Source organism: Variovorax sp. GW823-FHT04B03 (assembly GCF_058796495.1).
The window spans coordinates 74,005-94,826 of the sequence record NZ_JBXAIT010000001.1; the positions used below are offsets into that span (position 1 = coordinate 74,005).

The window sequence follows — 20,822 nt, forward strand, 5'->3', positions numbered from 1 at the left end:
CCAAGGGAGAGCCGCATGGACAGAGTCGTCAAAGCCCACACCCCGCTCGGAGAAGAACAGCTGCTGTTTCGCTCGATGCACGGCAGCGAAGGGCTGTCGCAGCTGTTCGAGTTCGAGGTCGACCTGCTGAGCCCGAACACCTCGGTCGACATGAAGGGCCTGCTCGGCAAGCCGCTCGCGCTCGAAATACAGACCCTGAGCGGCACGCCGCGCTACCTCAACGGCCAGATCACGCGCTTCACCATGATCGGGCGCGAGGGCGGCTCTTCGCGCTACACCGTGTACCGCGCCTCGGTGCGGCCCTGGCTGTGGTACCTCACGCGCACCAGCGACTGCAAGATCTTCCAGAACAAGTCGGTGGTCGAGATCCTCGAAGACGTGCTGGGCGAGTACGGCTTCGCCTTCGAGAAGAAGCTCAGTGCCTCATACCGCCAGTGGGAGTACTGCGTGCAGTACCAGGAGACCGACTTCGCCTTCGTGAGCCGGCTCATGGAGCACGAGGGCATCTACTACTACTTCAAGCACGACAGGAACCAGCACACGCTGGTGCTCGCCGACGACATGAGCGCCCACGAGACGCTGCCCGGCTATCCGAAGATCGGCTACCTCGCGAGCGACCGCGCCAGCGACCCCGGCCGCGAAGTGATCGACCAGTGGGAAGTGACCGAAGAGATCCGCCCCGGCACCTACGTGGTCGACGACTTCGACTTCAAGAAGCCCAGGGCCGACCTGCTCAACACGCGCAGCCAGCCGCGCGGCAACGACCACGGCCGCTACGAGATGTACGAGTGGATGGGCGGCTACAGCGATGCGGGGCAGGGCGAGCACTACGCGCGCATCCGCCTCGAGGAAGCGCAGGCCCAGGCCGAGGTCGACACCGGCCACACCAACGTGCGCGGCATGGCGCCCGGCTACCGCTTCACCATGCAGAACGCACCGCGCAACGAGGACAACCGCGAGTACCTCGTCGTCTCGGTGATGTACAGCCTGCGCGAAGGCGGCTACGCCAGCGGCGGCATGCCGGGCGAGTACAGCTTTCACTTCGGCGTGCAGCCCACCTCGTTCCCCTTCCGCGCGCGGCGCATCACGCGCGTGCCGAGCACGCAGGGCCCGCAGACCGCCACCGTGGTCGGCCCGCCCGGTGAAGACATCTGGATCGACAAGTACGGCCGCGTGAAGGTGCAGTTCCGCTGGGACCGCTACGGCCAGCGCAACGAAGACAGCTCGTGCTGGGTGCGCGTGTCGAGCGCGTGGGCCGGCTCCAACTTCGGCGCCGTGAACCATCCGCGCGTGGGGCAGGAGGTGATCGTCGACTTCATTGCCGGGTGTCCCGACCGGCCGATCATCATCGGGCGCGTCTACAACGCCGACCAGATGCCGCCGCTGGAGCTTCCTGCCAAGGCGACGGTCAGCGGGTTCATCAGCCGCACGATCAAGGGCGATGGCGAGCTGGCCAACCACTTCATGATCGACGACGACCCCAGCAACGAGTCGATCAAGATGCACGCGCAGAAGGATTACAGCCTCAACGTCGAGAACAATGAAACACACACCGTGGACGGCACGCGCGTGACGGTGATTGAAGGTTCGGACACCTACACGACCAACACCTCGCTCAATGTGACGGTCAACGGCCCGCACAGCCTGACGGTCAATAAGGGCGGGCCGCAGAAGATCACCGTCAACGGAGGCGACCAGTTCATCAAGGTGGATGGCGGCAACCAGCAGGTCGATGTCATCGGGAATCAGACCATCCATGTCACCGGCAAGCGCAAGGACACGGTAGACAAGGGGGAAGAGCGAATCATCGGGACGTCGCTCAAGGAAGACATTGATGGCCCGCAGAACACCACGGTGCTCGGTCTGTATACCGAAGAAACCAAGGGGAAGAAGGTGACGGTCAAGGGCGACGAGGACTATCTCGTCAAGGGAGCGCAAAAGGTGCATGCGGACACGTCGTTGACAGCGACAACGGATGGCCCGATGCGCCTGGAAAGCACCAAGGCAGACATCACGATCAAGTCGCCGACCAAGATCATCCTGGATGCACCTCATGTGGAGGACAAGTCGGCCAAGAAGGTGACCTTCACGGACTGGGGCATTGCCTTCAAGGGCTTCAACATGGGGATCAACGGGGTCAACGTGAGCATCAATGGCGCTGCCGTGTTCGTGAATGGGGTGGTGGCCAGCGTTGCCGGCCTGAACCTGGGGTTCAACGCCTACTCGCTCACGGGCGCCATCAACAAATTCGACGTGTATTCCGCCAGCGGTGCGGTCGGCCTCTTCACCACCACCCAGACGGTGTACACGGCGGACAACAAGGCGATAAAAGTCGACTTGTCCCAAGTCAAGGTGAACCCCAGAGGCATCACCGTCTATCTCTGAGCCTGGGGCGCGTGTTGGATCTTTTCGCTGTGTGGTTCACCAAGTACTGGCATCTGATTGTCCCCATCGCTGTCGTCGCGCTGCTGGCATTCGTGCTGATCACGCTGGCCAAGCGCCATGTCTTCCGCGTGATGCATCAGCAGAGTGTGGTTAACCGCCACGTGATGGGGACGGATCGCGCCGAGCGAGTGCTTCGTACGGGCCAGCCGGCCGTAGCGATGGTGCTCGAGAGCCATGACACGGGCATGCGGGTCGAGCGCATCTATATCCTCGTGCGGCTCAAGCTCCAGGTACAGCCTGAGGGCGCATTGCCTGCCTACGAGACCGAACTGGTCGCCCCGATCAGCCCGGTGAAGCTCGCCGACTTCGCCCCGGGGCGCTCCGTGAAGCTGCGCTTCGACCCGGTCTCGCGCGAGATCGCCATCGACCAGCCGATGCGCTGAAGCAGGTCCGCTGCCCCAATGAAGACCATCAAGCCTTTTCGCCTGAGCATCCTCACGCGGCCCTTCCGACGGCAGCGGCAAGACCTGCTGGGCGTCTCGGTCTTCGCGATGGCCAGCCTGGCGCCCGAGCCCCTGCTGATGCCCGACCAGGATCTCTGGAAGCTGGCGGCCGACGAGATCGGGCCCGGCAACGTGCTGGACCTGGGCGTGCCCAAGATCGAGCCGGAGTGGCTGGTCAGCGGCTATGCGTACACGGCGCATCAGGACGACAAGACACTGTGCGCGGCCCAGGCCGTCTTCCATGGCCAGGCCAAGTCAGTGCTGGTGAGTGGTGATCGCTACTGGCTTGACGGCCGCGCGACACCTGCCCAGCCTTTCGAGCGTTTGAGGCTGGATTGGGCACATGCCTATGGTGGCCCGGGCGAGCCCGACAACCCCGAAGGCATCGGCAGCTTCGATGAAACGATCAACGGCGTACATACGCGCCGGCTTCCCCATGTCGAGTTGCCCGGCGCGCGTCAGGACACACCCGGGCGGCGCATCGTGCCTGCGGGTTTCGGCGCCATACCACCCGATCGGCCGCAGCGGCTCGCGCTGATGGGGCGCGCCTACGACCAGCAATGGCTGCAGCACGACTACCCGGGTTTCGCCGAGGACATGGACTGGCGCTACTTCAATGCCGCACCTGCCGACCAGCGCCTGCCCGGCCATCGCGAACTGCCGCCGGGCGCCGCCTACGAACTGTGGAACATGCACCCTCGGCAGCCGGTGATGCGCGGCCAGCTGCCCGATTGGCAGGCGCGCTGCTTCGCCAGCTTTCAGAAAGACGGTGGCGCGCTGTCGGAAATTTCGCTGCGCCTGAGCACGGCCTGGTTTTTCCCGCACGCCGAGCGCGTCATCCTGGTCTGGCACGGTGCATCGCCCATCGCGGAAGATGACGCGGCCGACGTCAAGCACATCATGCCCGCGCTCGAGTTGCGCGATCAGCCGCGGCCGCTCGCCCACTACCAGCAGGTGCTGCAGCAGCGCATCGATCCAGCCAAGGCGGTGCTGGTCCTGCGCGACAGCGACCTGGTCCCCAAGGCGGTCATGGGGCCGTGGACAGGCGACCAGATGCCCGACATCGCCTCGCTTCCGCTGGTGCGCAACCTGCGCGCAGGCCGGCAGCGCGAGCGCGAACGCCTGCGCGCCCGTCTGCTGGCGCAGGGCCTGGATCCCGAGCAGCATCTGCCGCCCCTGTCCGAACCGGATTTGCAGCCACCGGCCTCCATGGACGATCTGCCCGACTTCGCCGAGAAGGCCGATCAAGCCCTCGAGCAGATGCGCCAGGCGGCCCTTGCCCGCGGCGCCGAGGACCGCGCCAAGGCCGTCGCACAGGGGATGCCCGCTGCCATCCAACCCGATATCGATATCCCGCCGCTGTCGCAGATGGATCCGCGCAAGCTGTCGGGCGAGATCAAGGCGAGCATCGACAAGGCCATGACCGAGGTCACGGCGCGGACCGGCAAGCCTGTGCAGCGCCGATTCGACCCGGACCGCCTGCTGCGCGACCTCGCGCGCCTCGAGGAAGATGCGGCGCGCGAGCGCCCGACACCCCTCACACCCGACGAGGCCGCCGAAAGCGCGCGGCTGCGCGAGCAGGCCGGGCGCAGCGCGCGCATGGGGCACCTCTACGGCGCACACCTGCTCGAGCCGGCGCCGCCGGCCAGCAGCCTGCGCTCCAGGCGGCTGCGTCGGCGTCTTGAGGCCGCAGCCAGCGGTGAGCGTCGTTTCGCAGGCATGAGCTTCGTCGGCGCCAACCTCTCGGGCCTGGATCTGCGCGGTGCCGACTTCACGGAAGCGAACCTCGAAGACGTCGACTTCAGCGACGCGCGGCTCGATGGCTGCAACTTCACGCGCGCGGTGCTTGCGCGGGCGCGGTTGGTCCGGGCTTCGCTCACCGATGCGCGATTGGACGAGGCCAATCTGGGTGGCGCGCACTGCGAAGGCGCGAACTTCACGGGTGCGAGCTTCGTGCAGACGCGTTGCAACAAGACCATTTTTCGTTCCTGCGTGCTGGCGAAGGCCGTGTTCAACCAGGCCGATCTGGTCGAAAGCGAATGGGTGCGTTGCGATGCGCGCGGCTCGCACTGGGAGCAGATGACGATGGTCAAGCTGGCACTGGAAGACATGGCGTTTGACAACGCCGCGTTCAAGCAGGTGAGCTGGATCGAGTGCAGCTTCAAGGGGACATCCTTCGTGCGCGCCGCGCTGAACGCCTGTGCTTTCGTCACTGTCGATGCGCAGGAGGGGGTCGACTTCACCGAGGCCAGCCTCGTCACCTGTTCCTTCGTCCATGGCTGCAGCCTGGTGCAGGCCGTGTTCTGCGCCGCTTCGCTCAAGCAGTGCGGCCTGCGCGGCGCCGTATTGGTCGGCGCCGACCTCGCGAAGGCACGCCTTGACGGCTGCGACTTCTCCGAGTGCGACCTGCGGCGCGCGCGGCTGGAGGAGTTGCATGCCGGCGAGAGCCTGTTCATTCGCGCGGACTTGCGCGAAGCCTCGTTGCGCGGTGCCAACCTCATCGACGCCAATCTTTCCAAGGCCGACCTGCGCTTTGCCAGCCTGCAGGATGCCAATCTGTTTCGTGCCGACGTGTCGCAGGCCGCCATGGACGGCTCGACCACCTTCACCGGCGCCTACACCCAAGGCGCCAAGACCTTGCCCGCACGCAGGATGGACAAGGTTCGATGACAGTCGAAGAACTTCTGGACAAGATCCGGCATGGCGAACCGGTGGTCAAGGCGAGTCTCGCGGGTCAGGACCTCAGCGGCGTCGATTTGTCGGGGGCACAGATGGAGCACGTCGACCTGAGCCGGACGAATCTGCATGGCGCCTGCCTCGACGACAGTTCGCTGGCGCAATGCAGCTTCGATCAAGCCGACCTGTCGGCGGCCAGCTTGAGAGGCGCGCGCGTGTTTCGGTGCCGGTTGGAGGCCGCGCAACTCGGTCGCGCGTTCATGCAGGACACCAACTTCTTCGAATCTTCGCTGGCTCACGCGGATTTCGCGAAGGCGCAAATGGAGCGCGTGGCTTTTGTCAGATGCGAGCTCGGGCATGCGGTGTTGAAGCCCGGCATTTGCGATCAGATCGTCGTCACCGAATCACGGGTCGACCAGCTCGATTGCCGTGGGGCGAAGCTGCTGCACCTGATGTTCTATCGCATGGATCTGCGCACGGTGGCGTTCGCCCAGACCCAATGCGATGGCTCGATCCTGATGGAGTGCAATCTCGAAGGCCAGCGCTTGGCGCACACCAGCTTCCTGCGCTGCCAGTTCACCGACAGCGCGATGGCAGGTGTCGATTTCAGCGGCGCCGTACTGACCCAGAGCAACTTCAAGGGCGCCACGCTGACCAAGGCGAACTTCAGCGCAGTGGATGCTGCCCAGACGATGTTCCCGGAGGCCGATCTGCGTGAAGCGAATTGCAGCGATGCCATCTTCGATCAGTCGATCTGGGCCGACGCCCAACTCGAAGGTGCCGATTTCAGCCGCTCGCGCCTGTCGCTGAGCGTGTTGCATCGCGTGCAGGCCAGGGGTGCCAGTTTTCGCGACGCGGACCTGCAGGATGCCGATTTTTCCTATGCCGAACTTCATCACGCGGATTTGCGCAATGCGCGTTTTCTGCGCACCCGCTTTCATCGGGCCGCGCGCGCGGATGCGCGTTTCTCGGGAGGCGGCGGCATCATCGAAAACGATCCGGAGCTGTTCAAGGCGCAAGAGATGATCCATCCGCCGCGCTGATGCCGCCAAGCCTGTCCGTTCCACTGTTGACTCATCGAAACAAGGAGATCTTCATGTCAGTCGTTTCACTGCGAAAAGCCTCGAAGCTGACGGCTCCGGTTCACTTCCAGGGGGTGGTCGCCGCATTGCTGCCGGATGGACGTGCCACCGTCGACGACGAGCAGGGTGCTGCCTGGGTTTGCCGGCGCGCGGCGAGCTGCCTGCTCAAACCGGCCTGCGGCGATACCGTGCTGGTGTCCGGTCCCGACAGCGCGCGGGCCTACCTGATCGCCGTGATCGAGCAGGCCGATACGTCGTCAAGCTGCATCGAGGCGGCGGGCGACGTCACCTTCGCGTCGACCGGCAACGGCCGGGTGACCATCGCGAGTGCCTCGGAGCTCAGCCTTCGCGCGGACAAGCGCTTCGTGCTCAAGACCGAAGAGGGCGAGTGCGACATCGGTGAACTGCGGCTGGTGACGCGCTCCGTGCAGGCCGCGGCCGGCAGCGTCCGGCTGGTCGGCAAGGTATTCGAGACCGTGGCCGATCGCATCGTGCAGATGGCGCGTCAGACGCTGCGCCTGACGGATGAAGTCGATCAGGTGCGTGCGGGCCACATGGACTACAAGGCCAGCGAGACGGTGCGCATTCATGGCCACCACACGGTGGTCACCGGCCAGGAGCTGGTGAAGGTGGACGCGGCTCAGATCCACATGGGCTGAGAGAGGAGCTACCAGATGTTTGCCAACTGTCAGCTCATGGGAATGGACATGGCCTTCCCCGACGTCTGCAAGTCGCCGGTGCCCATTCCATACCCGAACATGGCCATGGGGCCGATGGCTGTTCCGAATGCCTGGAACATCCTCTTCATGGCGATGCCGGCACACAACATGGCGACGACCACGCCCATCACCCTGGGGGATCAGCCCGGGGCACTGGGCGGCGTCGTGTCGCAGACGTTCATGCAGCAATCGCGTCATGTGACAGGCGCGTTCACCGTGCTTCTCAAGGGCACGCCGGCCACGCGGGTCACCAGCATCACGGTGCAGAACCGTTGCAACATCGTCGGCATGCGCATCGTGCCGAGCCAGTTCAAGGTGCTGATGCTGGCGCCCTGAGCGCGCGTCGATTCAGGCCGGCCCCGCCAGCGTCACCTGCTGCGGCGACCCCACCCACACCGCCAGCGCCGAGTAGTTGTCACGGGACTTGTCGGCCTTGGCCTCGGCCGCGCGGCGCAGCAGCGCGAGCCACTCTTCCGCGCTGTCGGCCAGCTGCAACGATCGCTCCATCACCTGCTGCGAGATGAGCTGCCAGAGCCCGTCGGTGCACAGCAGGAACGCATCGCCATCGGCCAGCCGCTGCGGTGTAGACACCGAGGTCTCCGCCGTCGCACGCGCGCCGAGGGCGCGGTACAGCAGGTTGCTCTTCACCAGGCGCTCTCCGCCGTTGGCGCCCTGGCCCGCGGCGGCTTCGCCTGAGCGTTCCGACAGGCTGTGGTCTTCGGTGCGCTGCATCAGCGCGCCGCGGCGGAACCAGTAGAGGCGGCTGTCGCCGACGTGGGCCCAGCAGGCCTCGCCGGTGGCGCGGTCGACGAACAGAGAGACGATGGTCGCGCTCATGCGGTTCTGGTCGGCCAGCTCGCGCTGCTTGGCGAGCACGGCGTCGTTGGCCTCCTTCACGGCATGGCGAATGTCGTCGGCCGCGACGGACGGGTGGTCGACGAAGGTGTTGAGTGCAGTGTCGACCACGATGCGCGAGGCCAGCTCGCCGCCCGCGTGGCCGCCGACGCCGTCGCTCACGACGAAGCAGGCGTTGCGTTCGTCCAGGTGATAACCGATGGCGTCCTGGTTGCCGCTGCGTTCGCCCACGCACGAGAACTGCGAGGTCGAGATGGGCACCGCGAAGGCGTGGGTGGCTTCAAGCACGGCGCGCCTCCTTCAAGCGTTCCATCTCGCGGTCGTAGGCCTGCTGGAAGGCTCGGCCGAAGACGGCCTGGAAGTCGTCTTCGACGGCTGCGGTGGTGTGGGCGTGCAGCTGTTTCAACTGGCGCCACAGCCGCGCTTCGCGACCGCCGGGCAACAGCTTCTCGCCGAGCCCGCCGTCGTGCGGCGTGGCCTTGTCGAGACCGCCCGGATCGAAGCGATGCAAGAGCGTGAGCAGTGCGGCGCGCATGCCGGCCACCATGCCGAGCTGGTGCGACTGCAGGTCGCCCAGCGCATCGTGCACGGCGGCCTCGGGCGTGAGAAAGCCGGGCATGCGTGCGCCGAACATCTGCATCAGCACGGCGCGGCCGTTGGGCAAAATCTTGAAGGGGTTGTTCTCTTCGTCCACGATCATGGTGATCTCGGCACGCACCTCGCGCTTGAGCATCGCGCGCGATGACAGCAGCTCGATGGTGCCGTCGGTGAAGGCGCGCATCAGCCGGCCGAGGTGGCGCATCGCCTCGGCATCGAGCGGCTGCTGGCCCGCGATCTCGGGCACGCCGGCGCCTTCGAGGAAGGCCTTGAACAGGTCGTCGCCGGAAGAGGGTGAACGTGGTGAGGTCGGCGCTGGTGCAGGGACTGCAGCGACGGGCAAGGCAGGCGGCGCTTCTTCAGGCACGGCCGGTTCGGGCACCGCGACGGGAATCTCCGGCGCCGCGGCAACGACAGGCTCCTCTTCAACAGGCGCAGCCTCTTCCACAGGCTCCGGCATGGCGACCGAGGGCGTGATCGCCACCGGCTGCGGCGGATTGAACTGCGAGGTCATCTCGCGCGCATGGTTCGCCAGGCTGTGGCCCGACGGCGCCGCCGGCGGCCGTGCGATCAGGTCCATGGCCGGGTGCACGTCGTCGAGCGGGTTGTCCTGCGTCAGTGCCGTGGGGCGCGGGTCGGACAGCGGCGAGGGCGCATCGCGGTCTTCGGCGAAGAAGGAGAGCGGGTCCATGCTGCGCTTGAGCGCGAGGTCCGACAGGCCCTGCGTCGCCTGCGGGTCCAGACCGGCGAGCGGATCGACGGGGTTGCGCTGTGCCTGCGAGGGCAGGGCGAAGGGCTCGTGCGCCAGCGGGTCGGGCATGGGCGCCGCCGCATCGTCGGCACGGCGCGGCGCGTTCGCGAGGATGGCGTCCCAGTCGGCGGCCGAGGGCATTTGCGCGGAGACCTGCGTGGTCGTGGAAGGCGCTGCAGCAGTGGAAGAGAGCGGTGGCGGCGGCGGTGCAGGCAAGGGCGCAGGGGCCGGCGCATTCACCGGCGCGGGCGCGAAGGTCGGCATCGCGACCGTCGTCTCGGGCGGCGCATCGCCGAGCGGCAGCGCGCCTTCGCCGAACAGGTCCGCAAAGACATCGGAGGCCGGTGCTGCAGTGGGCAGCAGCGCGCTGATCGACGGGGCCGATGCGAGGTTCGATGCCACAGGCGGAGCAGACACCAACTGCGACAGCGACGGTTCGGTGATCGGTGCGGCCGGTGGCTCCGTGAGCGGCTCGGTGATGGGCGCCTCGGTGATCGCAGGCGGTGGGGCCTGGCTTGCACTCGCGGCTTCGAGCACGTAGCTGCCGATGGTCACGCGGTCGCCCAGCGCGACGCGCGATTCTTCTTCGTGGCGCAGCGTGCGTCCGTTCACGCTGATCGGCAGCACCGCGCTCATGTTGCGCACCACGGCGGCGCCGTCGTCGTCGAAGCGCACGGTGGCCTGCAGGCGCGAGATCTGCCGGTGTTCGTCAGGCAGCACGAGGTGGTTGTCGGGGCTGCGGCCGATGGTGCCGCCCGGGGCTGCGAGCAGCGCCGAGGGCCCCGAGGCCACGGGCATGCCGCCGTGTTCAATCACTGTCCAGCGCATGGCATCTCCATGTTCGTCGCGGTGGGCGCGAGCGTGCCCGGGCGCGGCCGTGGCCGGCCGCGTGTCATCCGCGCTTCATCTTCTTCGCGGCCTCGAACGCGGGGCCCCACACGGGGTGGGTGCGTTCCGCGACATTCAGGTCGAAGCTCGGGAACACATCGAGGAGCTTGCGGAATTGCGTGCGGCATTCCGCGATCTGGTTGTTCACGCAGTAGCTGAAGGCTTCGAGCTTGAGTGCGGCGAGCCGCGTCGCGGGCTCGGCCCCGTCGAACACCGACACGCCGCCGCTCTTCAACGTGGAGATGGCCTTGGCGTAGTCGCCCGCATCGTAGGCCTGCTGCGCGCGTTCGAGCGTGGTGCGTGCCACTTGCTGGCTCAGGCGTTCGGGTTGCTGTGAGGCATCCGGGGTGCTCTGGCAGCCGCTCAACAGCGCAAGCATGAAGGCAAAAGACAGAACAGGCAGGCAAGACTTCAATCTTTTCTCCTACTTCGCGAGAGGCAATGCGTGAGAGAGGGCGTGCTGTTGCATCACGATGCAACAGCACGCAATGCACACCGTGCGCGTGCATGGTTTCGATAATATAGATCGCGAAGCTTTCAGGGAGATCTCATGCATCGACGGACCTTGATTCAAGGCGCATTGGCCACATCGCCGTTGCTCGCAGGCCTCGCTGGTTGCGCATCGACAGCGAAGTCGATGCCCACGCCGTATGCCATCACCGTGCGCATCGACGACGGCGTGAATCCCGATGGTCGCGGCCAGGCCGCACCGATTCTCGTGAAGGTCTTCGAACTGAAATCTTCCGGCAACTTTGAAACGGCAGACTACTTCGCGCTGCAGGACCGCGACCGCGAGACGCTCATGACCGAGCTCGTGAACGCGGACCAGGCCATCTTGCGCAGCGGCGAGGAACGCGTGTTCAAGCGCGAGGCCGGACTCGACTCGCGCGCCATCGGCGTGATCGCCGGCTATCGCAAGCTGGAAGCGGCGCGGTGGCGCATCGTGTTGCCGTTGAAGGAGCCGAAACAAACGAATCTTTACAAGGTGTGGCAGTTTTCTCCGAGCGAGCAGAGCGTGCGCATCGCGGTGCGCAAGAGCGGCCTCGAACTGCTACCAAGTCGTTAAGTTTCAGCGCGCGCTAATACGAAAGTGCGGCGCATTCGCCTCTGAAAAGGCATGCAAAACGCAAGATGCGCCGTGTAGCATCAGACGCGAAAGAAGATCGAGCGGGGAGCCGCTGTACAGCGCATTTCCCGCCTCCGTGTGAGCACTCCAGGAGGTTCTTTGGTGACAGTTCGCAACGCGGGCGCAGCCGGTCAGGGCGCCCAATCTCAGGCATTGGCGAATCGCGTGGTGTGGTCCGAAGGCATGTACCTGCGGCCCCAGCACTTCCAGCAGATGGAGCGCTATGTCGAGCAGTACGTCACTCGCCGCACCGCGGGCATGCAGGGTGCCTATTGGGGATGGCTGCACCTGGACATCGACCGCGATGCCTTCGCGCTCGGGCGCGTGTCGCTGCTCGGCGGCGCGGGCGTGCTGCCCGACGGCACGCCGTTCTCGTTCGGCCTCGAAGACGCACCGATGCCCTTCGACGTGCCCACCGACCTCACCGACGAACTCATCGTGCTCGCACTGCCGCTGCGCAGGCCCGGCAGCGAAGAAGTGATCTTCTCGGAAGACGAAGGCTCGGCCGCGCGCTTCGGCGTGGTCGAGCGCGAAGTGGCCGACGGCAACGCGGTGGCGCTCGGCCCCGCGGTGCTGCAGCTGGCGAAGCCGCGCCTGCGGCTGGCGCGCGCGTCGTCGCTCACGGCCGAGTGGCAGGCCATCGGCGCGGTGCGCGTGATCGAGCGGCGCACCGACCACAAGCTGGTGGTCGATGCCAACTACATCCCGCCGGTGCTCGATGCCTCGGCGCACCCGATGCTGCGCAGCATGACGGCCGAGCTGCATGGCCTGCTCACGCAACGCTCCGAGGCACTGGCCTCGCGGCTGTCGCAGCCGGGGCGCGGCGGCGTGAGCGAGGTCTCCGACTTCCTGCTGCTGGAGCTGGTCAACCGCTACCTCGCACTCACCTGGCATGCGCAGCAGGCGGTGCAGGTGCACCCCGAGACGCTGTTCGTCGACTGGCTCAAGCTGGCCTGCGACCTGGCCACGCACACCTCGCCCACGCGCCGTCCGGTGGTGTGGCCGGTGTACGACCACGACAACCTCAACGAGAGCATCCGACCGCTGATGGAAGAGCTGCGGCGTTCGCTGTCGGCGGTGCTCGAGCAGAGCGCCATCGCCATCGAACTCGAAGAGCGCAGCCACGGCGTGCGCGTGGGCCGCATGCCCGACCCGGTGCTGGTGCGTAACGCGGCCTTCGTGCTCGCGGTGCATGCCGACCTGCCGGCCGATGCCGTGCAGCAGCGCTTCCCGACGCAGGTCAAGATCGGCTCGGTCGAGCGCATCCGCGACCTCGTGCAGCTGCAGCTGCCCGGCGTGGTCGTGCGCTCGCTGCCGGTGGCGCCGCGCCAGATCCCGTACCACGCGGGCTACCACTACTTCGAACTCGACAAGGGCGGCGACATGTGGCGCCAGCTCGAGAAATCGGGCGGCGTCGCCATGCACCTGGCCGGCGACTTTCCGGGGCTCGCCATGGAGTTCTGGGCCATCCGTCCGTGAGGGACCCTATGAACGGTGCCAATGACATGGCCGTCGGCTCGGGTGGCTTCGTGCCGCCCAATCCAGGCGGCGGCGCGACCACGCACAGCGGCCCGGGGCCGCAACCACAACAGCAACCCCAGCCCGATGCCTTCACCGCGTGGCACGACGCGCGGCGCCCGCATGCGGGCGACACGGCGCTGGCGGGCAACAACCCGCTGGTGGCGGCGGCCAATCCGCTGCTCGACCTGATCCCGCAGATCCGCGCCACCGGCCACCACCCGTCGCCCGCGCAACTGCGCGAACACCTGGTCGACGAGGTGCGGCGTTTCGAGACGCGCGCGCAGCAGGCCGGCATCGCGCCCGAAGTGATCATCGGCGCGCGCTACTGCCTGTGCACCGCGGTCGACGAGGCCGCGGCGCTCACGCCGTGGGGCGGCAGCATCTGGTCGTCGCAGAGCCTGCTCGTGATGTTCCACAACGAGACCTGGGGCGGCGAGAAGTTCTTCCAGCTGCTGTCGCGCCTGGTGCAGAACCCGCAGCAGCACCTGCACCTCATCGAGCTCATCTACTTCTGCCTGGCGATGGGCTTCGAGGGGCGCTTTCGCGTCATCGACAACGGGCGCTCGCAACTCGAGACGCTCAAGCAGCGGCTGCTGCAGATCATCCGGCAGGCGCGCGGCGAAATCGCGGCGCCGCTGTCGCCGCACTGGCAGGACGCGAGCGCGCCCGTGCGCCGCACGCGCCACTGGCTGCCGGTGTGGGCCGTGGGCGCGGTGGCGGCGGTGCTGCTGGTGCTGGTGTTCGCGGTGCTCACCTTCAACCTCGCGGGCCATTCCGACGGCGCTTTCTCGGCCGTGAACGCGGTGCGCCTGCCGCAGACGCAGCGCGCGGTGGCGGTGCCCGCGGCGCAGCCGCGCCTGCAGCGCTTTCTCGAGCCCGAGATCCGCGACGGCCTGCTCACGGTGCGCGACGAGGCCGACCGCAGCGTGGTGGTGCTGCGCGGCGACGGCCTGTTCGCCTCGGGCTCCGACCGCGTGCTCGACCGCTACGCGCCGGTGCTCGCGCGCGTGGCCGACGCGCTCAACGCGGTGGAAGGCAACGTGCTGGTCAGCGGCTTCAGCGACGACCAGCCGATCCGCAGCGTGCGCTTCCCGTCCAACTGGCAGCTCTCGCAGGCGCGCGCCGATGCGGTGAAGGCCATGATCGCCACGCGCCTGAGCCGGCCCGAGCGCTTGCGCGCCGAAGGCCGCGGTGATGCCGACCCGCTGGTGCCCAACGACTCGGCGGCCAACCGCGCGCGCAACCGGCGTGTCGAGGTGACGCTGCTGGTGGCGCCGGTGGCGGGCGTGCCGGTGCCGGGGTCTGCGCCGCAACCCCGGCAGCAGCAACCACAAGGAGGAACACGCTGATGCTGCGCGCGCTCTTCCGTTTTCTCGTCAGCCGCGACCTCTGGGTCTTCTTCGGGCTGGTCGCGCTCGCGTTCCTGATCTGGGTCATCGGCCCGGTGATCGCCGTGGGCCGCTACCGGCCGCTCGAAGGCGAGTTCGTGCGCATCGTGGTCATCGCGCTGATGTTCGGCGTGTGGCTGGTGCGCGTGGCCTACCGCAAGTGGCGCGAGCGCCGCCTCAACGCGCAGCTGCTGCACCAGCTGCGCACGCCGTCGCCCAAGGCGAAGGAGGCCAAGCCCGAAGAGGCGCCCGAGATCAAGGAGCTGCACAGCGGCTTCGCCGACGCGACCGCGGTGCTGAAGAACATGCGCTTCGGCCCGGGCCCCGGCGGCAAGGCGGCCGGGCGCTTCGCGCTGTTCGACCGGCAGTACCTCTACCAGCTGCCCTGGTACATCTTCATCGGCGCGCCGGGCTCGGGAAAGACCACGGCGCTGGTCAACTCCGACCTCGACTTTCCGCTCGCCGACCAGCTCGGCAAGGCCGCGGTGCGCGGCATCGGCGGCACGCGCAACTGCGACTGGTGGTTCACCAACGAGGCCGTGCTCATCGACACGGCCGGGCGCTACACCACGCACGAGAGCCACCGCGAGACCGACGAGGGCGAGTGGAAGGGCTTCATCGAGCTGCTCAAGAAGTTCCGGCCGCGCCAGCCCATCAACGGCGCGATCCTCACCATCAGCATCGCCGACCTGCCGCTGGCCGACGACGCGCAGCGCGCGCGCCACGCGATGGCCTTGCGCAAGCGGCTGCTTGAGCTGCGCAACGACCTGGGCATCAACTTCCCGGTGTACGTGCTGGTCACCAAGACCGACCTGCTGGCCGGCTTCAACGAGTACTTCGGCTCGCTGGGCCGCGCCGAGCGCCAGCAGGTGTGGGGCTTCACCTTCCCCATCGAGGGCAACCCCGCCGACCCGGCCAAGGCCGACCTGCGCGAGCGCTTCCACCAGGAATACAAGCTGCTGCACCAGCGCCTGGACGAGCGCCTGCCCGAGCTGATGGCGACCGAGCCCGACCCGATGCGGCGCGCGCAGGCCTACCTGCTGCCGCAGCAGTTCGCGAGCTTCGAGGACATCCTGGGCACCTTCCTGGCCGACGTGTTCAACCCGTCGAAGTTCGAAGTGGCGCCGCTGCTGCGCGGCGTGTACTTCACCAGCGGCACGCAGGAGGGCACGGCCTTCGACCGCGTGATGGGCGCCATCAAGCGCTACCTGCAGGTGAACGCGCCGCCCGCGCCGCCGCCGGGCCCGGGCAAGAGCTACTTCCTGAAAGAGCTGCTGCAGCAGGTGATCTTCCGCGACGCGGGCGTGGCCGGCACCAACCTGCGCTGGTACCGCCGACGCCGCGCCATCGACCTGGCGGGCTACGCGCTGGTCGGCGTGCTCGCCGTGGTGCTGCTGGGCGCATGGGCCAACAGCTGGCGCCACAACAAGGCCTACGTGGCCGAGGTGGACGGCAACGCCAAGGCCTTCAACAAGGCCGCCGCGCGCGGCGAGCTGCCGACGGTGGTCGATTCGAGCGGCGACATCGCGAGCTCGCTGCTCATCCTCGACCGCCTGCGCGACCTGCCGAAGTCGGCCGAGTTCGACATCGGCGATCCGCCCGTGGGCTATCGCTTCGGGCTCTACCAGGGCGAGAAGCTGCAGGCCGCCACCGACGGCGTGTACCAGCGCGCGCTCGAAACCGTGCTGCTGCCGCAGGCCGCGCAACGCGTCGAGCAGTCGCTGCGCGAGGCCGCGAAGGCCGATGCCGAATACAGCTACGAGGCGCTCAAGGCCTACCTCATGCTGTACGACCCCGAGCGCTACGACGCCGACTTCTTGCAGGCCTGGCTGCTGACCGACGTCGACCGCAAGATCGGCGCCTCGCTCACGCGCGAGCAGCGCACGAACCTCGAAGCGCACCTGAAGACGCTGTTCGCCGACCGCGTCGTGAGCTCGCCCTTCACCAAGGACGACAAGCTCATCGCGCAGACGCGCGAGCGCCTGGCCGGCGTGCCGCTGGCGCAGCGCTCGTACGCGCGGCTGCGCCGCATCCTCCTGCAGACCAGCGCGCCCAACGCCTTCACCATTGCCGAGGCGGGCGGCGCGGAGTCGGCGCTGGTGGTCCGGCGCGCCAGCGGCAAGCCGCTGACCGACGGCATTCCCACGCTCTTCACCTACCGCGGCTACTGGGACATCTTCGACAAGCGCATGGCCGAGACCACGCTGGCGCTGGAGCAGGAAGACCGCTGGGTGCTGCAGATCCGCGCGCCGGGCATCGCCGACATCACCTCGCGCGAGCTGCTGCTGCGCGAGGTGCGGCGCCTGTACCTCAGCGACTACATCCGCACCTGGGACGAGTACCTGGCCGACATCCGGCTGGCCGAGAGCAAGTCGCTGTTGCAGAGCATCCAGATGACGCGCGTGCTGTCGACCGGCGAGTCGCCGATGTCGCGCCTCATCCGCGGCGCGGCGCGCGAAACCGACCTGCTGCGCAACCACGACGAGGCCACGCGCAGCCTGCTCGACCAGGCACAGAACCGCGTGACCAGCACGCGCGAGCGCATCGAGCAGCTCATCGGCCAGCCCGACGGCAGCCAGCGCCGCAACACCGCGCCCGACCGGCCCGAGTCGCTGGTCGACAACCACTTCGCGCCGCTGCGGCGCATGGTGACCGCGCCCAAGGCCGGCGGCCAGACGCCGCTGGACCAGACGGCCGCGCTCATCAACGAGCTGTACACCTTCCTCACCGCCACCGACACCGCGCTGCGCAGCGGCAACATCCCGCCCTCGAGCGATGCGGTGACCAAGCTGCAGGCCGAAGCGGGGCGTTTGCCGGTGCCGTTCCAGGGCATGCTGAACGATCTTTCGGCCACCGCGTCGTCCAAGGCTGCGGCGGTGACGCGGCAGAACATCGGCCAGAACGCGGCCGCGACCATCGGGCAGTTCTGCAGCCAGGCGATCGCGGGGCGCTACCCGTTCGCGCGCGGCTCCAACCGCGACGTGGCGGCCGGCGACTTCGCGCAGCTGTTCGCGCCCGGCGGGATGATGGACGACTTCTTCCAGAAGAACCTCGCCTCGCAGGTCGACACCTCGGTCAACCCGTGGACCTTCAAGCGCGGCGTGGACGGCAGCGCGTCGGGGCGCTCGGCGTACCTCGATGCGTTCCAGAAGGCGCAGGCGATCCGCGACGTGTTCTTCACGGGCATGGCGGGCGGGCGCACGCCCTCGTTCACGCTCGACATCCGGCCCGAGGACATGGACGCCACGCTCACGCAGTTCACGCTGGACATCGACGGCCAGACGGTGCGCTACGCGCACGGCCCGCAGGCGCCCAGCAGCATCAAGTGGCCCGGTCCGCGCAACAGCAACCAGGTGCGGCTGCAGGTCACGGTGGCCAACGGCACGCCGGCCGGCGGCATCGTGACCGAGGGGCCGTGGGCGCTGCACCGGCTGTTCGACAAGGCCTCGATCTCGTCGGGGCGCACGCCCGAGTCGTTCAACGCGACCTTCGACCTGCAAGGCAAGAAGGTGGTGCTCGCGGTGACGGCCAACAGCGTCTACAACCCGCTGCGGCTGTCGCAGATGAACAGCTTCTCCTGCCCCGGGAAATCCTAGGATGACGCCTCCCCCGCACGCCTGGTCGCCGCTCGACGAGCAGATCGGCTGGTACGGCAAGCTGCCGTCGGCCGGCGACTTTCTCTACCGCCGCATGCCGCGCGAACTGCAGGCCTGGTGGGACCGCTGGATGCAGAACGGCCTGGGCAGCTTCAAGCGCTGGCCCGACGCCATGACGCGCCACTACGCGGTGGCCCCGGTCTGGAACTTCGCCATCCCGGCCACGCACGGCGTGAACGCGGTGCAACTGGGCTGCATCGCGCCCAGCTGCGACCGCGTGGGCCGCTACTACCCGGCCTGCGTGGCGCTGCAGGTGGACGCGGCGCGCTACCACCCCGCGCTGCTCGAAGGTTCGGCCGCCTGGTACTGGCAGTGCGGCAGCGCGCTGCTGCAGGCCATCCGCCACGGCGTGGCGCCCGACCTCTTCGACACCCAGGTGCTGGCCGCGGGCCGCACGGGCTTTCGCACCGCCAGCGGCGGCTCGGACGACATCCTCTCGATCCTCGGCGCGGCCGCCGGCCCGGCCAACGGTGCGCGCGGTGCGAGCGCGCAGCAGCGCCTGGGCTGGCCCGAGCTGCCGCTGTGCTTCGACCCCTTCGGCGGCACCAGCTACTGGTGGACCAACCAGGCCGACGGCTCGCCGCTGCGCACCGCGGCGCACGGCGGCGGGCTCAACACGCCGCTGTTTTCCCAGTTGTTTTCGCAAGGCCACGTGCCATGGGCCTGACGCGCCCGACCCACCCGCAGGAAGAAGAGACACCCCATGACGACGCCCGCCAGCCCTAGCGCGACGCCTGACCCGCAGGAGGAGCGCCCCCATCCCCTCGGCACGGGCCACCGGCTCGACGAGTTCGAGCTGCTCGAAGTCATCGGCGAGGGCGGCTTCGGCATCGTCTACCGCGCCTACGACCACTCGCTGCAGCGCGAGGTGGCGGTCAAGGAATACATGCCCTCGATGCTGGCGCGCCGCGTGGGCGACAACAGCGTGCACGTGCGCTCCGAGCGCCTCACCGCCACCTTCGCGGCGGGGCTGCGCAGCTTCATCAACGAGGCGCGCACGCTGGCGCAGTTCAGCCACCCGGCGCTGGTGCGGGTGCATCGTTTCTGGGAGGCCAACTCCACCGCCTACATGGCGATCCAGCTGTACAAGGGCCGCACGCTGCGCCAGCTGGCCGAGAGCGAGCCGGGCACGCTGACGGAGCCCTGGCTGCTGGGCATGCTGGGGCCGCTCTTGGGCGCGCTCGACACGCTGCACCACAGCCAGTGCTTCCACCGCGACATCGCGCCCGACAACATCTTCATCCAGCAGCAGGACGACCGCCCGGTGCTGCTGGACTTCGGCGCCGCGCGCAAGTCGATCGCCGACCTGGTCGACGAGGTCGCGGTGATGGTGAAGTCGGGCTACTCGCCGATCGAGCAGTACGCCGACGACAACACGCTGCTGCAGGGCGCGTGGACCGACCTCTATGCGCTGGGCGCCGTGCTGTACCGCGCGGTGACCGGCCACCCGCCGCCCTCGGCCGTGGTGCGCAGCGTGCAGGATGCCTACGTGCCGCTGTCGTCGATGGACCGCGACGACCTGAGCCCGGCCTTCTGCGCCGCGGTGGACCACACGCTGGCCGTGCACAGCAAGGACCGCACGCAGACGGTGGCGGCCTTCGCGGCCGAGTTGGGGCTGGTGAAGCTGGGCGATCTCTATGTGGTGGATCGGTCGGGGCCGGCGGTGGTTGCTGCTGCTGCCGTGCCCGTCGCGGCGCCCGTGCCGCAGGAGCCGCCTGCGCCGGAGCCGGTGGAGGAAGCGCCACCGCCCGCGCCCGAGGTGCAGCCCGTGCCCGTGGAAGCGGCGACCGCGCGCGTGCAGGCACCGCCGCCGCCTGCGCCGCCATCGCCTGTCGCACGCCCGAAGAAGCCGTCGAAGCGCCCGCCGTGGTTCCTCGTGGGCGCGCTGGTGCTCGCGCTGTTCGCGGTCGGCGGCTGGATCGGCTGGCGGCTGACGGCCAAGGCGCCTTCCGATCCGATGATCGCGGCCGCGCCGCCGCCCGGCACGCCGATGTCCGATCCGGGCGCACCCCCGGCCGCGATGCCGCCGGCGGGGGCGACCTCAGAGGCCCCGCCTGCGTCCGCGCCCGCCGCATCGGCCAGTGCCCCACTGAGCCCGCTCGACAACGTGCCCATCGCCGCCGCGCCCACGCCACCGGCCGCGCCGCCGGCCGAGCCCGAGGCACAGCCCGCACCGCCTGCACAGCCAGCGCCACCCGAAGCGCCGCCGCCCCCCGACCCCGCCGTGGTCGCCGAGGTGGAAGACTGGAACCTGGCCCAGGCCGAGAACACCCGCGAAGGCTACGAGGCCTACCTGCGGCGCCACCGCCGCGGCCTGCATGCGCGCGAGGCGCGCAACGCCATCGCCCAGCTCAACCGGCAGTCACCGCCGCCGCCTGCCGCGGGCAGCACGAACCCCGTGCCGACCGTGATCGCGGGCGCACCGCCGGCCCCGCCACCGCCGCCGGCCGCGGCGCCCGGCATGGGCCGCGTGCAGTTCAACATCCGGCCCTGGGGCCAGGTCTTCGTCGACGGCGCCGACCGCGGCGTGAGCCCGCCGCTCAAGTCGCTGCCGCTGCGCCCCGGCATCTACACGATCGAGGTGCGCAACGGCGACCTCACGGCCTACCGCCAGCGCGTGACGGTGCAGGACAGCAAGTCCGCACCGGTGGTGAGCCACGAGTTCAAGTAAGAGG

Annotated in this window: 15 protein-coding genes; 12 read left to right on the forward strand and 3 right to left on the reverse strand. The window is 68.3% G+C overall.

All coding sequences use genetic code 11. The annotated features are described in order from the left end of the window. The first annotated feature begins 15 nt into the window (after window positions 1–15). The 6 genes from AC1RAD_RS00315 to AC1RAD_RS00340 are packed head-to-tail and all read left to right on the forward strand — an operon-like array spanning window position 16 to window position 7,701. Complete coding sequence (locus AC1RAD_RS00315; protein ID WP_492733306.1) at window positions 16–2,385, forward strand: type VI secretion system Vgr family protein; 2,370 nt, start codon at window positions 16–18, stop codon at window positions 2,383–2,385. A 29-nt stretch (window positions 2,386–2,414) separates the two neighbouring features. Beyond that, window positions 2,415–2,828, forward strand: coding sequence for a hypothetical protein (locus AC1RAD_RS00320; RefSeq protein WP_492733308.1), 414 nt, complete (start codon window positions 2,415–2,417; stop codon window positions 2,826–2,828). An 18-nt stretch (window positions 2,829–2,846) separates the two neighbouring features. After that, on the forward strand, window positions 2,847–5,558 hold the full coding sequence (locus AC1RAD_RS00325; protein ID WP_492733310.1) for a DUF2169 family type VI secretion system accessory protein: 2,712 nt from the start codon (window positions 2,847–2,849) through the stop codon (window positions 5,556–5,558). Next, the gene (locus tag AC1RAD_RS00330; protein WP_492733311.1) at window positions 5,555–6,607 is read left to right on the forward strand and encodes a pentapeptide repeat-containing protein; all 1,053 of its coding nucleotides are present in this window, start codon (window positions 5,555–5,557) and stop codon (window positions 6,605–6,607) included. Before AC1RAD_RS00325 ends, AC1RAD_RS00330 begins: the two co-directional genes overlap by 4 nt. Before the next feature lie 53 nt (window positions 6,608–6,660). Beyond that, window positions 6,661–7,305, forward strand: a complete 645-nt coding sequence (locus AC1RAD_RS00335; RefSeq protein ID WP_492733313.1) for a DUF3540 domain-containing protein — start codon at window positions 6,661–6,663, stop codon at window positions 7,303–7,305. A 15-nt stretch (window positions 7,306–7,320) separates the two neighbouring features. Then, complete coding sequence (locus AC1RAD_RS00340) at window positions 7,321–7,701, forward strand: DUF4150 domain-containing protein (RefSeq protein WP_492733315.1); 381 nt, start codon at window positions 7,321–7,323, stop codon at window positions 7,699–7,701. Window positions 7,702–7,713: 12 nt separating this feature from the next. Here the strand turns inward: AC1RAD_RS00340 and AC1RAD_RS00345 are convergent, their stop codons facing one another. The 3 genes from AC1RAD_RS00345 to AC1RAD_RS00355 all read right to left on the reverse strand — a co-directional run bounded on the left by AC1RAD_RS00345 (window position 7,714) and on the right by AC1RAD_RS00355 (window position 10,835). Continuing rightward, window positions 7,714–8,508, reverse strand: a complete 795-nt coding sequence (locus AC1RAD_RS00345; protein ID WP_492733317.1) for a PP2C family protein-serine/threonine phosphatase — start codon at window positions 8,506–8,508, stop codon at window positions 7,714–7,716. Next, entirely contained in the window at window positions 8,501–10,396 is a 1,896-nt protein-coding gene (tagH, locus tag AC1RAD_RS00350) for a type VI secretion system-associated FHA domain protein TagH (RefSeq protein ID WP_492733319.1), read from the reverse strand. Before tagH ends, AC1RAD_RS00345 begins: the two co-directional genes overlap by 8 nt. A 64-nt stretch (window positions 10,397–10,460) precedes the next feature. Further along, window positions 10,461–10,835, reverse strand: a complete 375-nt coding sequence (locus AC1RAD_RS00355) for a TssQ family T6SS-associated lipoprotein (RefSeq protein ID WP_223301458.1) — start codon at window positions 10,833–10,835, stop codon at window positions 10,461–10,463. Between the two features lie 171 nt (window positions 10,836–11,006). Between AC1RAD_RS00355 and tssJ the strand changes: the two genes are divergently transcribed. The 6 genes from tssJ (at window position 11,007) to AC1RAD_RS00385 (ending at window position 20,818) form a co-directional block, all read left to right on the forward strand. Continuing rightward, entirely contained in the window at window positions 11,007–11,522 is a 516-nt protein-coding gene (gene tssJ, locus AC1RAD_RS00360; RefSeq protein ID WP_062473939.1) for a type VI secretion system lipoprotein TssJ, read from the forward strand. A gap of 243 nt (window positions 11,523–11,765) precedes the next feature. Continuing rightward, complete coding sequence (tssK, locus tag AC1RAD_RS00365) at window positions 11,766–13,061, forward strand: type VI secretion system baseplate subunit TssK (protein ID WP_235926916.1); 1,296 nt, start codon at window positions 11,766–11,768, stop codon at window positions 13,059–13,061. Between the two features lie 8 nt (window positions 13,062–13,069). Next, the gene (locus tag AC1RAD_RS00370; RefSeq protein ID WP_492733321.1) at window positions 13,070–14,452 is read left to right on the forward strand and encodes a DotU family type VI secretion system protein; all 1,383 of its coding nucleotides are present in this window, start codon (window positions 13,070–13,072) and stop codon (window positions 14,450–14,452) included. Continuing rightward, window positions 14,452–18,087: a type VI secretion system membrane subunit TssM gene (tssM, locus tag AC1RAD_RS00375; protein WP_492733323.1), complete on the forward strand. Its 3,636-nt coding sequence runs from the start codon at window positions 14,452–14,454 to the stop codon at window positions 18,085–18,087. The genes AC1RAD_RS00370 and tssM overlap by 1 nt, the downstream gene beginning before the upstream one ends. A gap of 1 nt (window position 18,088) precedes the next feature. Then, window positions 18,089–18,814, forward strand: a complete 726-nt coding sequence (gene tagF, locus AC1RAD_RS00380; RefSeq protein ID WP_492733325.1) for a type VI secretion system-associated protein TagF — start codon at window positions 18,089–18,091, stop codon at window positions 18,812–18,814. A gap of 36 nt (window positions 18,815–18,850) precedes the next feature. Next, window positions 18,851–20,818, forward strand: a complete 1,968-nt coding sequence (locus tag AC1RAD_RS00385; protein WP_492733327.1) for a serine/threonine-protein kinase — start codon at window positions 18,851–18,853, stop codon at window positions 20,816–20,818. The last annotated feature ends 4 nt before the right edge of the window (window positions 20,819–20,822 follow it).

What these genes read in the sequence shown, in the direction of transcription:
- tagH (WP_492733319.1), bottom strand. Translation starts at nt 10,396, where the DNA reads ATGCGCTGGACAGTGATTGAACACGGCGGCATGCCCGTGGCCTCGGGG.
- AC1RAD_RS00335 (WP_492733313.1), top strand. Translation starts at nt 6,661, where the DNA reads ATGTCAGTCGTTTCACTGCGAAAAGCCTCGAAGCTGACGGCTCCGGTT.
- AC1RAD_RS00355 (WP_223301458.1), bottom strand. Translation starts at nt 10,835, where the DNA reads ATGCTTGCGCTGTTGAGCGGCTGCCAGAGCACCCCGGATGCCTCACAG.
- AC1RAD_RS00330 (WP_492733311.1), top strand. Translation starts at nt 5,555, where the DNA reads ATGACAGTCGAAGAACTTCTGGACAAGATCCGGCATGGCGAACCGGTG.
- tagF (WP_492733325.1), top strand. Translation starts at nt 18,089, where the DNA reads ATGACGCCTCCCCCGCACGCCTGGTCGCCGCTCGACGAGCAGATCGGC.
- AC1RAD_RS00325 (WP_492733310.1), top strand. Translation starts at nt 2,847, where the DNA reads ATGAAGACCATCAAGCCTTTTCGCCTGAGCATCCTCACGCGGCCCTTC.
- tssK (WP_235926916.1), top strand. Translation starts at nt 11,766, where the DNA reads ATGTACCTGCGGCCCCAGCACTTCCAGCAGATGGAGCGCTATGTCGAG.
- tssM (WP_492733323.1), top strand. Translation starts at nt 14,452, where the DNA reads ATGCTGCGCGCGCTCTTCCGTTTTCTCGTCAGCCGCGACCTCTGGGTC.
- AC1RAD_RS00340 (WP_492733315.1), top strand. Translation starts at nt 7,321, where the DNA reads ATGTTTGCCAACTGTCAGCTCATGGGAATGGACATGGCCTTCCCCGAC.
- tssJ (WP_062473939.1), top strand. Translation starts at nt 11,007, where the DNA reads ATGCATCGACGGACCTTGATTCAAGGCGCATTGGCCACATCGCCGTTG.
- AC1RAD_RS00385 (WP_492733327.1), top strand. Translation starts at nt 18,851, where the DNA reads ATGACGACGCCCGCCAGCCCTAGCGCGACGCCTGACCCGCAGGAGGAG.
- AC1RAD_RS00370 (WP_492733321.1), top strand. Translation starts at nt 13,070, where the DNA reads ATGAACGGTGCCAATGACATGGCCGTCGGCTCGGGTGGCTTCGTGCCG.
- AC1RAD_RS00315 (WP_492733306.1), top strand. Translation starts at nt 16, where the DNA reads ATGGACAGAGTCGTCAAAGCCCACACCCCGCTCGGAGAAGAACAGCTG.